This window comes from Luteimonas sp. RIT-PG2_3, from assembly GCF_054902115.1.
Genome location: NZ_JBUBPF010000009.1, coordinates 38,561 through 50,740, shown reverse-complemented (window position 1 = coordinate 50,740; position 12,180 = coordinate 38,561). Strand labels below are relative to the sequence as shown.

General features: G+C 65.9%; 14 protein-coding genes and 1 tRNA gene. 6 read left to right on the top strand and 9 right to left on the bottom strand.

Features of this window, described 5'->3' with window-relative positions; genetic code table 11:
* Positions 1–37: 37 nt before the first annotated feature.
* The 5 genes from ACYX7E_RS14010 (at position 38) to arsC (ending at position 4,638) form a co-directional block, all read left to right on the top strand.
* The gene (locus ACYX7E_RS14010; RefSeq protein WP_462081205.1) at positions 38–1,135 is read left to right on the top strand and encodes a dipeptide epimerase; all 1,098 of its coding nucleotides are present in this window, start codon (positions 38–40) and stop codon (positions 1,133–1,135) included.
* A gap of 14 nt (positions 1,136–1,149) precedes the next feature.
* The gene (locus tag ACYX7E_RS14005) at positions 1,150–1,989 is read left to right on the top strand and encodes a MurR/RpiR family transcriptional regulator (protein ID WP_462081204.1); all 840 of its coding nucleotides are present in this window, start codon (positions 1,150–1,152) and stop codon (positions 1,987–1,989) included.
* 86 nt (positions 1,990–2,075) lie between these two features.
* Positions 2,076–2,849: a L,D-transpeptidase family protein gene (locus ACYX7E_RS14000; RefSeq protein ID WP_462081203.1), complete on the top strand. Its 774-nt coding sequence runs from the start codon at positions 2,076–2,078 to the stop codon at positions 2,847–2,849.
* A gap of 146 nt (positions 2,850–2,995) precedes the next feature.
* A complete protein-coding gene (locus ACYX7E_RS13995; protein ID WP_462081202.1) occupies positions 2,996–4,285 on the top strand; it encodes a dicarboxylate/amino acid:cation symporter in 1,290 nt (429 codons plus the stop codon).
* Positions 4,282–4,638: an arsenate reductase (glutaredoxin) gene (arsC, locus tag ACYX7E_RS13990; RefSeq protein WP_462081201.1), complete on the top strand. Its 357-nt coding sequence runs from the start codon at positions 4,282–4,284 to the stop codon at positions 4,636–4,638. Before ACYX7E_RS13995 ends, arsC begins: the two co-directional genes overlap by 4 nt.
* Positions 4,639–4,685: 47 nt before the next feature.
* On the opposite strand, the gene ACYX7E_RS13985 is transcribed toward arsC, so the two are convergent.
* Positions 4,686–6,311: an FMN-binding glutamate synthase family protein gene (locus tag ACYX7E_RS13985; RefSeq protein WP_462081200.1), complete on the bottom strand. Its 1,626-nt coding sequence runs from the start codon at positions 6,309–6,311 to the stop codon at positions 4,686–4,688.
* Between the two features lie 209 nt (positions 6,312–6,520).
* On the opposite strand from ACYX7E_RS13985, the gene ACYX7E_RS13980 reads away from it, so the two are divergent.
* Positions 6,521–6,604 (top strand) — tRNA-Leu (locus ACYX7E_RS13980).
* A 74-nt stretch (positions 6,605–6,678) separates the two neighbouring features.
* Here the strand turns inward: ACYX7E_RS13980 and ACYX7E_RS13975 are convergent.
* The 8 genes from ACYX7E_RS13975 to ACYX7E_RS13940 form a co-directional block, all read right to left on the bottom strand.
* The gene (locus ACYX7E_RS13975; RefSeq protein ID WP_462081199.1) at positions 6,679–6,942 is read right to left on the bottom strand and encodes a hypothetical protein; all 264 of its coding nucleotides are present in this window, start codon (positions 6,940–6,942) and stop codon (positions 6,679–6,681) included.
* A gap of 133 nt (positions 6,943–7,075) precedes the next feature.
* Positions 7,076–7,792, bottom strand: coding sequence for an SDR family oxidoreductase (locus ACYX7E_RS13970; protein ID WP_462081198.1), 717 nt, complete (start codon positions 7,790–7,792; stop codon positions 7,076–7,078).
* Between the two features lie 12 nt (positions 7,793–7,804).
* Complete coding sequence (locus tag ACYX7E_RS13965) at positions 7,805–8,803, bottom strand: MBL fold metallo-hydrolase (protein WP_462081197.1); 999 nt, start codon at positions 8,801–8,803, stop codon at positions 7,805–7,807.
* Positions 8,804–8,864: 61 nt separating this feature from the next.
* Positions 8,865–10,208, bottom strand: a complete 1,344-nt coding sequence (locus ACYX7E_RS13960; protein ID WP_462081196.1) for a sensor domain-containing phosphodiesterase — start codon at positions 10,206–10,208, stop codon at positions 8,865–8,867.
* Positions 10,201–10,461, bottom strand: coding sequence for a hypothetical protein (locus ACYX7E_RS13955; protein ID WP_462081195.1), 261 nt, complete (start codon positions 10,459–10,461; stop codon positions 10,201–10,203). The genes ACYX7E_RS13960 and ACYX7E_RS13955 overlap by 8 nt, the downstream gene beginning before the upstream one ends.
* A gap of 317 nt (positions 10,462–10,778) precedes the next feature.
* On the bottom strand, positions 10,779–11,006 hold the full coding sequence (locus ACYX7E_RS13950) for a hypothetical protein (RefSeq protein ID WP_462081194.1): 228 nt from the start codon (positions 11,004–11,006) through the stop codon (positions 10,779–10,781).
* 243 nt (positions 11,007–11,249) lie between these two features.
* Positions 11,250–11,504 (bottom strand): hypothetical protein, encoded by a 255-nt coding sequence (locus tag ACYX7E_RS13945; RefSeq protein WP_462081193.1) that lies wholly within the window; start codon positions 11,502–11,504, stop codon positions 11,250–11,252.
* Between the two features lie 152 nt (positions 11,505–11,656).
* Positions 11,657–11,965, bottom strand: coding sequence for a hypothetical protein (locus ACYX7E_RS13940; RefSeq protein ID WP_462081192.1), 309 nt, complete (start codon positions 11,963–11,965; stop codon positions 11,657–11,659).
* Between the last annotated feature and the right edge of the window lie 215 nt (positions 11,966–12,180).

The following is a 12,180-nucleotide window of genomic DNA, read 5'->3' as shown; positions in this document are numbered from 1 at the left end:
CCCTATCGGCCGGACGCCCCGGCAGGACCCCGACTGCATGAAGATCACCGAAGTGCGTCTCGGCATGGTACGCGTACCACTGAAGACGCCATTCAAGACCGCGCTGCGCACCGTCACCATCGTCGAGGACGTGGTCGTCAGCGTGCACACCGATACCGGCCATGTCGGCTATGGCGAGGCGGCCGCGACCGCGGTCATCACCGGCGACACCCATGGTTCGATCATCGAGGCGATCTCGAAGATCATCGCACCGCGTATCGTCGGCGAGGAAATCGCCAACCTCAACCGCATCACCCGGCTGATCCAGACCGCGCTGGAGCGCAACAACAGCGCCAAGGCTGCGGTCGAGATCGCGATCTACGACCTGTTCGCGCAGCTCTATGGCGCGCCGCTGTACAAGATGCTCGGCGGCGGCGATCCGGTCATCACCACCGACCTGACGATCAGCGTCGACTACATCGACAAGATGGTGGCCGATTCGATCTCGGCAGTCGATCGCGGCTTCGCGTCGCTGAAGATCAAGGTCGGCAAGGACATCGGCGTCGACATCGAACGCGTCAAGGCGATCCACGCCGCCGTCGAGGGCCGTGCCCTGCTCCGCCTTGACGCCAACCAGGGCTGGACGGCGAAGCAGGCGGTCTATGCCATGCGCACGCTGGAGGATGCCGGCGTGCACCTGGAGCTGCTGGAGCAGCCGGTCCGCGCGCACGACATCGCCGGCCTGAAGTACGTCACCGACCGCGTGCATACGCCGGTCATGGCCGACGAGAGCGTGTTCGGCCCCGATGAAGTGCTGGACCTGATCAAGCAGCGGGCGGCCGACATCATCAACATCAAGCTGATGAAGACCGGCGGGCTGTCGAACGCGATCAAGATCGCCGACATCGCGGGCATCTACGGTGTCGACTGCATGATCGGCTGCATGATCGAGACCAGCATCAGCGTGGCCGCCGCCGTGCACCTGGCGGTCGCCAAGGCCGACGTGATCACCAAGGTTGACCTCGACGGACCCTCGCTGTGCGCCTTCGACCCGGTCGTGGGCGGCGTGACCTTCAACGAATCCGAGATCTCGATCAGCGATGCGCCGGGGCTGGGCATCCGCGAGATCCGCGGCTACGAACCACTGCCCCTCTGAACGCCGCAGACCCCATGCCCCTGCTCAAGATCCGAGCCGAGCGCGACCAGATGTCGGCCATCGAGCGCCGGATCGCGGATTACATCCTGGAGAACGCGCATTTCCTGCGCGACTACTCCTCGCAGCAGTTGGCCGACGCACTGGGCATCAGCCAGTCCAGCGTCGTCAAGTTCAGCCAGAAGCTGGGGTTCAAGGGCTATCCGGACCTGAAGTATTCGATCGGCGAATCGATCGCCCGCAACGGCGAGCATGGCACGGCCTCCAGCGCCGGCCACGACGACAGCCCGCACAACCTGCTGGCCGCCGAGCTGTGGCAGACCAAGGCGCGCGCCGAGGAAGAAACCCGGCTGATCAATCCCGAAGGCAGCATCGACCAGATCGTCGAGTTCATTCGCCAGGCCGGGAAGATCTTCGTGCTCGGCGTCGGCGAGGACAGCATCGCCGCACGCTCGTTCGCGATCCGGCTCTCGTCGCTGGGCTTCATGACGATCCATCACTTCGATCCGGTGCTGATGCCGACCGGCGTGCTGATGGCCACGCCCGGCGATGCGCTGGTGGTGTTCTCCGAACATGGCCAGCAGGCGGCGTACTGCCGCCTGGCGCGCCTGTTCAGCGATCGTGGCGGCAAGGTCGTCAGCGTGACCCGTCATACCGGCAACCCGCTGCGCGCGCATGCGCACCTGCCGCTGCTGGTCTCCGCGCACGACGATCGCCCGCATGTCGAACCGCTGCTGTACCAGAGCGCGCTACAGCACCTGCTGGACGTGGTGTTCCTGGTGCTGTGCGAAGACGAGCAGCGGCGACGCCAGCTCGACGACATCCAGGCCCAGGTCCGCCACCTGCTCGACAACTGATCCGCCCTGCCTCCTCCGGCAACGACAGGACACCCCTGATGCTTCCACTGCGACCTGCACACCCCAATCCTTTTCTCCGCACGCTCATGCCCATCGCAGGGCTGCTGTCGATGCTGGCGCTGCTGGCGGGCTGTGCGCATCGCGACATCGACCGCGGCAGCACCGCAACCGCATGGGCGCAGTCGCGGCAGCTGGTGCTGGTGACGGCACCGGGATGGGACGACACCCATGCCACGCTGCGCCGCTACGCCCGCCGCAGCGATGGCACGTGGCAACCGGTGGGCAGCGCCGTCCCGGTCAGCCTGGGCCGCAACGGCAGCGCCTGGGGCCTGGGCCTGCATCCTGCGCAGCACGACGGCCCGCAGAAGCGCGAAGGCGATGGCCGCGCGCCGGCGGGTGTGTTCACGATCGGCACCGCCTTCGGCTATGCCGACAGCGCGGCTACGCCCTTGCCGTATGCCGCGATGGGCCTCGACGACTACTGCATCGATGTCGCCGACTCGCCGCTGTACAACCGCATCGTCAATGCCGGCGTCGTCGGTCGCGCCGCCGTCGAGGGCTCGACCGAGACCATGCGGCTGGACCTGCACAATCAAGGCGATCCACGTTATCGACTGGGGTTCGTCATCGAACACAACCCCCAGGCCTTGCGCGGTGCCGGCAGCTGCATCTTCGCCCACCTGCGACGCACGCCTGAAGAAACCACAGCCGGCTGCACCGCGATGGGCGACCCCGAGCTGGAGACCTTGATGGCCTGGCTGGATCCGACGCAGTCGCCAGTGTTCGTGCTGCTGCCCGAGCCCGCGTTGAAGTCAGTGGCAGCGGCATGGCATCTTCCGGTGGTCGCGGCTTCCAGGTGATCGCTTCCTTTACGTGATCCGGGAAAACGCCACGCGCGATCATCCACCGCATCCTCCGCAACCGCACTCCCCCAGTTTCCGCCAGCATGACTCCCGCGACCGGCACGCCGCCGGTCCTCTCCACGCCACGCGAGCAATCCATCACGATGAGCAGCACTCCCGCCCCCAGGCGTTTCCGTCTCACCGGCCCGGTCAGGGTCCTGTTGTCGCTGCTGGTCGGCGCGGTGGCCGGGTTGTCGCTGGCGATCCATGACCAGGCCTTCGCGCTGCAGGTGGCCGACGTCGTGCAGCCCATCGGCAGGCTGTGGTTGAACGCGCTGCAGATGACTGTGGTGCCGCTGGTGACCGCACTGGTGATCGTCGGCATCAATACCGCCAGCGATGCCGCGGCCTCGGGCCGGACCGCACGTACGGCGATCGCGGTGTTCATCGTGCTGCTGATCGCATCGGCGACGTTCTCGGCCTTCGCCGCACCCGCATTGCTCGGCCTGGTGCCGCGCGACGACAGTACGATCGCCGCCTTCCGCGCCGCGCTGCAGGCGCCCGAAGTGCTACCGGTGCCGCCCTCGGCCGGCCAGTGGATTTCCGCGCTGATCCCCAGCAACGTCGTCGCCACCGCCGCTGCCAGTGCGATGCTGCCGCTGGTGGTGTTCGCGATGTTCTTCGGCTTTGCGCTGAGCCGGCTGGAGACCGAGCGCCGGGAGCGCATCCTCGACCTGGTGCGCTCGATCGGCGACACCATGATCGTCATCGTGCGCTGGGTGCTGTGGGCCGCGCCGATCGGCGTGTTCGCGCTGGTGCTGGCGGTCTGCGCCCGCGTGGGCCTGAGCATCCTCGGCGCGCTGGGCTACTACATCCTGCTGCTGTGCACGATCTACATCTCGATCACGGTGATGCTGTACGGCGTCGCCGTCTTCGCCGCCGGCGAACGCTTGAAGCGCTTCGCGTCCGCACTGATCCCGGTGCAGGCGATCGCCGCCAGCACGCAATCCTCGCTGGCCTCGCTGCCGGTGATGATCGACAGCGCACGCACCCGGCTGGGCTATCCGGTCGCGGTGACCTCGCTGGTGTTGCCGATGGCGGTCTCGCTGTTCCGCATCACCAGTCCCGCCCAGTACATCGCGGTCGCGACCTTCATCGCCTGGCTCTACGGTATCGAGCCGACGACGACCCAGTACGCGGCGGCGATCTTCCTGGCGGCCGCGATCAGCATGGGCGCGGTCGGCCTGCCCGGGCAGGTCAGCTTCATGACCAGCAACATGCCGATCACGCAGACCATGGGCCTGCCGGTGGAACCGCTGGGTGTATTGCTGGCAGTGGACACGATCCCCGATGTCTTCTGCACCATCGGCAACACCACCGGCGACATGACCGCGACCAGCATCCTGGCCAAGCGCGCTGCACGGGATGCGGCGGCGGCCGGAGGCGATGCATGAGCAGGCCGGTCCTGCTGCACAACCCGCGCTGCTCCAAATCGCGTGAGGCGCTGGCGCTGCTGCAGGCGCACGGCGTCGAGCCCGACATCGTGCGTTACCTGGAGACACCGCTGGATGCCACCGGACTGAAGAAGCTCGTCAAGCAGCTGCGCCTGCCGGCCCGCGCCTTGCTGCGCACCGGCGAAGACGCCTACAAGACGCTGGGCCTGGCCGATCCGGAGATCGGCGACGACGCCCTGATCGCGGCAATGGCCGCCCATCCCATCCTGATCGAACGCCCGGTCTTCATCCGCAACGGGCACGCAGTCATCGGGCGCCCGCCCGAACGCGTGCTGGAACTGCTGGGCGACTGATGCGGCAGCGTGCTCGGGCGCAGGTCGAAGCCCGCACGCGCCGCCCGCTACTGCAGCTTGCTGTTGCGCATCTCACCGATCTGGATCGGCGCATCGAAGCTGTCGGTTCGCGATTGTGCCCAGAAGCGCTTGAACACCGCATGCTCGGGCACCCGGTCCAGCAGCTCGCCCGGCTTCAGGAAGCGGTACAGCATGCCCAGCGAGCGCACCTCGGTCGGCGACAGCCTGCGCAGGATGTGCTCGGGGCCAAGTTGAGAGGGATGCTCCAGGCCCGCCGCGCCCAGCAGGTCGCGCAGGGCCTTCAGGGTGTTCTGGTGGAAATTGGCGACGCGTGCCGCCTTGTCCTCGACATCCAGCGCCTTCCAGCGCGACGGATCCTGTGTCGCGATGCCGGTCGGGCATTTGTCGTTGTGGCAGCTGCGCGACTGGATGCAGCCCAGCGCGAACATGAAGCCGCGCGCGGCGTTGCACCAGTCCGCGCCCATCGCCATCGTGCGTGCGATGTCGAAGGCGCTGGTGATCTTGCCAGCCGCGCCGACGCGCACCTGGTCGCGCAGGCCGATGCCCACCAGCGTGTTATGCACCAGCATCAGCGCCTCGTGCATCGGCACGCCGACATGGTTGATGAACTCCAGCGGCGATGCCCCGGTGCCACCTTCGGCGCCGTCGACGACGATGAAATCCGGCACCAGCCCGGTCTCGAGCATCGCCTTGGCGATGCCGAACCATTCCCAGGGATGGCCGATCGCGAGCTTGAAGCCGGTCGGCTTTCCACCCGACAACCGGCGCAGCCGCTCGACGAACTGCAGCAGCTCGACCGGGGTCGAGAAGGCCGAGTGCGCCGCCGGAGACACGCAGTCGACGCCGATAGGCACGCCGCGCGTGGCCGCGATCTCGGCGCTGACCTTGGCCGCCGGCAGCACGCCGCCGTGGCCGGGCTTTGCGCCCTGCGACAGCTTGATCTCGATCATCTTGACCTGGGGATCGCTGGCATTCGCCGCGAAACGCTCCTCGCTGAAGCGGCCCTCGTCGTCACGGCAGCCGAAGTAACCCGATCCGATTTCCCAGACCAGGTCGCCGCCGCGCTCGCGGTGATACGGCGAGATCGAGCCCTCGCCGGTGTCGTGATAGAAGCCGCCTCGCTTGGCCCCCTCATTCAGCGCACGCACCGCGTTGGCCGACAGCGAGCCGAAACTCATCGCCGAGATGTTGAACACACTGGCATCGTAGGGATGCGCCGTCTGCGCGCCGATCTGCAGGCGGAAATCGTGCGAGGCCGCATGCGCCGGCCGCATCGAGTGATTGATCCACTCGTAGTCCAGCCCATAGGCGTTGAGGTCGCTGCCGAACGGCACGACATCCATGACATTCTTTGCACGCTGGTAGACCAGCGCACGCTGTTGGCGCGAGAACGGCACCTCGGCAAGATCGTCCTCAATGAAGTACTGGCGGATCTCCGGACGGATCGACTCGAACCCGTAGCGGAAATGCGCGAGCAGCGGATAGTTGCGGCGCAGCGTCGCCCGCGACTGCCGCAGGTCCATCGTGCCCAGGATCGACAGCGCACCGAACACCAGCACGCCCCATCCCCACATCGGTGAGCCCATCATCATCAGCGACAACGACACCGCCGTCATCGCCAGTACGGTCGCGTAAGCGAGGTAGCGACTCATCGCATTCCTGGCAGGATCAACATGCGGACCATTGTCGGCCCCGGCGTCCCACACTGTCCACCGCAACCCTGAGCCGGGTGTTCATTCACTCCGGACACACGCCTGCAGGCATGTCCAGGGCCACGCGGGGTCGACCTGGATGCTCCTCCGGGTCTGACACCACCCCCGAAGGTTCCGTTCGAGCGCCGGATCAGGCACGCTATGCCGATGCCCGGATGGCGAAACTGGTAGACGCAAGGGACTTAAAATCCCTCAGTGGCAACACTATGTCGGTTCGATCCCGACTCCGGGCACGAAACAGATCACGATCCGTGATGGCGCATCCCGCCCCCTGCACCGGTGAACGGTGAAGCTGCCCCGACGCTCCTCAGTGGGGGAAAGCGTCGTCCTTGCCGTCGGCGGTCGGCCCCACCATCAGGATCAATTGCTCACGCAAACCTTTGGCCATCATCCGACGATCGAGGGAGTCCTCTTCATCTGCATGCTCGGCAACCTGATGGATCGACAGCGAGATGCTCGCCTCCAGTTCCGCGCGGCTTTGCGACTTTGCGATCAGCTGATTCACGGCGATGCCCAGCGCCGCAAGCTGGCCGGAGAGCAGCATGAATTTGGCGCGGGCCGATGCGTTCAAGACGTTCCTTGTCTGGGTGGATGGATGCGAGCTGGAAGATATCAGATTGATCGCAACAGGATTTTCTGATTGCTGCCCTTGAGCGATCGCAGACGCGATTCCATACCAGTGCCTGCGCTGTTCAACGCGACCTTCAGACCGAACGCGACAACCCGCCGTCGACGCGGATGTTCTGTCCGGTGATGTAGCCGGCGCCTGACGACAGTAGGAATGCGATCGTGGCGGCGATTTCCTCGGTCCTGCCATAGCGCCCCATCGGTACGCTGTCGCGTCGCTCGTCGGTGCCCGGCAGGCTGTCGATCCAGCCGGGCAGCACGTTGTTGATGCGGATGTTCTTGGACGCATAGGCATCGGCAAAGAGCTTGGTGAAGCTGGCCAGGCCGGCGCGGAATACTGCGGAGGTCGGAAACAGTTCGGACGGCTCGAACGCCCATGTGGTCGAGATGTTGACGATGGCACCGCCGCCCTGCCGTTCCATGATCGGCGCGACCAACCGGATCGGACGCACTGCACTGAGAAAGTAGACCTCCATCCCCTTGTGCCAGTCGTCGTCGCTGATATCGAGGATCGGCGCCCGTGGGCCGTGACCGGCGGAATTGACCAGCGCGTCGATCCGCCCCCATGTGTCCATCGCGAGGTCGACGAGCCGGCGAACGTCATCGTTGGACTGGTTCGAGCCGGTCACGCCCACGCCTCCCAGCGCCTTGGCCAGCGCCTCTCCCTGACCGGACGAGGACAGCACCGCCACGTGGTATCCGTCCTCGGCCAGCTTCCTGGTGGCCGCAGCGCCCATGCCGGAACCACCGGCGGTGATGAGCGCAACTTTTCCTGTCGTCATGCGGATCTCCACATCCCCACCGGCTCAGTCCTTGTGCGGCTGTTCGATGCTGATCCATTCGAGATGTCGGGGAATGCGGATGCTCGAACCCGGCGATGCCTCACGCGCTTCTGCGACGAACGGTTCTGCCTTCTCCTGCCTGGACGACGCCAGCGCGGCCTCATCGTCATACGGCACGAAAAAATTATCCCAGTGCGTCGCGAACACGATGCCGGGATGCCCCGTCCCCGCGAGCAGACGCTCGGTGTAGCGGTATATTTCGGTGCGCGACGATCCGGCGCCGGCAAGCAGGACGTCGGGCGTCAGCCCCTGGATCTCGCGTTCGATGAAGTTCATCGATCCCATCGTCAATACCTCATGCCCCTCGAAACGGCACAGGTACATAAACGATCCACCCTCGATCAGATGCGACAGGGTGACCGGGCCTTCGAGCTTGTCCGGGTGCTGCCTTGGATCGAAGTACTGCTTGCCGTCCAGCGCCGAGTGCAATGAGGGCAGCACGCGGATCGACAGGTCGCCGAACTGGTAGTCCTCGCCGCCGACGATCGTGTAGATCTGGCTTTCGGGCACACCTGCCGCCCGCAGGATGCTGCTCGCGGACGCGGACGCCAGCACTTTCGCGCCGGTCTTCCGGGCGATGTACGGGACATCGAAGATGTGGTCGGGGTGGGCGTGCTGCACCAGGACGTAGTCCGCGCGCTCGATGAGGCGGTCGATCAGCGCGGTGTCGGGCTGGAGCTCGTCGGACATGCCGTAGACCTTCTGGCCCGGCTTGCCTTGCACGCTGCCGTAGGGCACCCGGGAAATGTAGGGATCGACCAGCACGACGGTATCGCCCGATCGCATCTCCCAACCGGCCGCGCCCAGGTAGCGCAGCTGGAGTTCGGTGGCGGACACGGGCGATCCGGTCAGCGCGATGCAGATCAGCACGAGGATGGTCAGCAGCAGTCCCGCTGCCTTGTGATGCCTGATCGTCGCGAAACGCTGGCTTTCCGGCCACATCGTCGAACCCCTTGCGTGCATCCACAGGTATCGGAACAGGCGTCGCCGACAGTCCACCGTCGGCGTTCGAGACTTGAACTGCTCAGGCCACCTCGGCGATCGGGCCAGGCCGTCCGATCAGATAGCCCTGCCCGCAGGCTACGCCCAGATCGATCAACGCATCCTGCTCGCCCCGGGTTTCGATGCCTTCGGCGACCAGGGTGATGCCGGCGTCGCGCGCGAACGACACCACGGCTGCGGCGAGTTGCCGATGCTTGAGCGTGCTGTCGATGGCGCGCGTCAGCGAGATGTCGAGTTTCACCAGGTCCGGCGAGAGCCTGAGCACATGGCGCAGGCTGGCATAGCCGGCACCGACATCGTCGATCGCGATCCTGACGCCTTTCGCCTGCAACGCAGCCACGCGTTGCGCCAACGCATCGTAATCCCGCACCTCGGAATGCTCGGTGATCTCGACCACCCACCCGCCCAGCACGGGACATGGCGGCAGCTTGTCGAAATCGAACTGCACCAGCGTTTCAGGCGAAATGTTGATCGAGATGTACCCCTGGATGCCGTTCGAGCGGTTGACCGCCTCCGCGATGGCGTCGATGCACGCCATCTCCAGCTCCAGGCCCATGCCCAACCGGTTTGCCGCGTCGAACCAGCCATCAGGCGGCGACGGTACATCCTTGGGGAAGCGGCTCAGGCCTTCGTACCCCACCACCTTGCCGCTGGCCATCTCGATGATGGGCTGGAACACGGGCGTGATGCGACGCGCACGGATCAGCTCCGACAGCGTGCGTCGCTCCTGGTCGGCTTTTTCGCTGGCGGACGCGTCGGCTTGCCTGATCTGCGCCATGGCCTGCAGCGTGCCTGCATGTTCCAGCGCGGAATGCAGCGTGGCGCCCATGAACGTGGCCAGCGCGCGCAGGACCTCCATGTGCTGCCGGCTGTAGGCATTGGGCTTGTCGGACAGCACCTTGAGCACACCGACCAGCAGGCCGTCGCACATCAGCGGCGTGATCAGCGCGGATCGCAACCCCACCCGCCGACAGGCTTCCAGGTTGACCCTCGGGTCGGTTTCGCTGTCCTGGCAGCGCAGCAGCTCGCCACGCGAAACGCACAGGCCGGACAGGCTATTGGCATGCGGGATGCGCAGCCCGACGTGTCCGGCGACGCTTCCACTGCCGGACCAGTAGATCAGGTCGTCGCCATCGACCATCTCGACGACGGCTCCGGTCGAACCGGTCAGCGCCTGCGATTTCTGGGTGATGACATCGACGACCCGGTTGAGGTCGAGCCCGGCACGGGCGATCTCGGACTGCGTGTTGATGATGTCGGCGAGCGCGTCCATCTCATGGACGTCCAGCCCGGGCGCAGCAGAACGCGCGGGACGGCGCCGCGCATATTCAATGATGCTGCTCGGGTGCAGGGAATGCTCAGCCATGCGACGCCTCCGCTCGCGCCTGCCTGGGTGCCCGGGTCCGCGGGCACAGGATCGCCGACATTACTACGAACAGCAGCATGCCAACCAGCTCGCGCGTGGCCGGCATCGACAACCACCAGAAGAGGAGGATGACGGCCGCAGCCATCGGCAGGACGCGGCCACCGGGCTCGACGAAGGCTGCGGGTCCGCCGCCGATCGTCCGGCGCAGTTCCGCAGGCGCAGCCAGCGCGCCCTCATGGCGAAGGTTGTCCATCCTTGCTCCCCCTACCCGTGCAGCCCTTTGGACGGCGCCGGCCCGAGCCGTCGCCCCTTAGGGTTATACGCGCTATCGCCGCCGATCAGGCCATGACTGAATACAGGGAGGTGCGGATTGAGGCCACCCCGCCCGGAAGAGCTGGCGGCGTCGCCGACACCCAGGACGTCCCGACTTTGCCCGAGGCGCGGACAGCGCCTGGCTGCGCACGCGACCACCGGTGCGTCCCCGCCTCCCCTGCCCTGACCTGTTGAGGCATGCCCACGCCTGGCGATGGGCCAGGCCGCGGGGAACCAGTCAAACCGGAAGGAGTCCGATCACAGCAGCCGCGGATAGGTGTAGCGGCATTCGATCAATTCGACCTCGCCTTCCAGCGTCTCCGCCTCCAGCACCAGATCGCTGCCGTGGGTCCTCGACTTGCAGTCGACCATGGCCAGCGCGACCTGCAACGCCTGGTCACGCTCCGGGAACCAGAACGACAGCCGCCCGTTGTCGATCAGTTGCCAGCCGCCGTCACGGGCCTTCAGGCTGAGGTCTGCGTCCATGGCGGTCCCTGTGGAGAAGGTCGCCCCGGCCCAGCATCCGACGTGCTCAACGTCGCGGACCTGTTCCCTTTGCTGAGCGGCTTCCGTTGCCGATGCAAGGCCGTGCTGCCGGGGCGTAGGCAGCATGTGCCTGCCGGGCGCGCCGCACAGTCAGTGGAATCCCCGGCCTGGGGTAGGAGAAGTCCTACCGCGGCAGCCTCGCCGGAGCCTGCCTCCCCTCAGGCAGTCCCGGCGAACATCTGCTCAGTAACCGGTACGGAAGCGCGACATCCGGATACGGATATGGCGGACGGTTTCCGCGTCGTTCGGACGCCTGACGGCGCCGGGCTTGGTCAATCCCTCGACCGGGTTCCTTTCCAGGATTTCGTCGATGTCGTCCATCGTGTTCATGGCGATCTCGAGCAGGCGGCTGGCCCGCAGGACGACGTCGCTGTCGGTCGATATGCTCACATCGATACCGTGGGACACAAGGGTTCGGCGCAGGGTGTCAAGGGGCATGTCTGGATTGACGAAATAAGGGCTGCTGACAATTCCTTGACGTTCCGTATTCAGTCAATAGGGGGTTGTGCTGATTTCTCAACTGCCTGCGCCTTGAATGCACGCCCCCTTCCATATCGTTCTCCAGCCACGGCCGGGAACGGCAAGTCCGCTCAGACCGCAGCAGAACCTTCCCGCTGCTCAAGGAGCTTCTCGGCGATCTTGTCTGCGGCCACCCGGTGCTGCAACGACTTGCACAGCGCAATGCCGGCCGGCGTCAGCGCAAGGCCATGCTCGCCTTCCTCGACCAGGGCGCTTTCGGTCAGCCGCTTCTTCATTTCAGCCTCGACGATGGCCGCTTCGTTGGACTGATTGATCTGCTGCAGGATGTCCAGCAGCGCCAGGTCTTCAAGGGAAATCGGGTCCATTGTCGTGCCACGGGGCTGGTTGAGTACTGCGAAGTATAGATTCCTGCGATCCAAATAGCGTGCTGATCTTGGGGGCCCGATCCCGCCCCGCCCGCAGGGCGTGCGCCCGAGCCGGCGCGGTGCGGCAATGCACGCACAACCCGCCCGGGCACCCCTCAGACGCGCGGCGGCAAGACCAGCGGCGAACCCTGAACGCGATTCATGAATGCGATTTTTCGCTCCTGCGCGCTGCGGCTGGGGGACGGGGGGCCGCCCACGTTCCAGCCTGC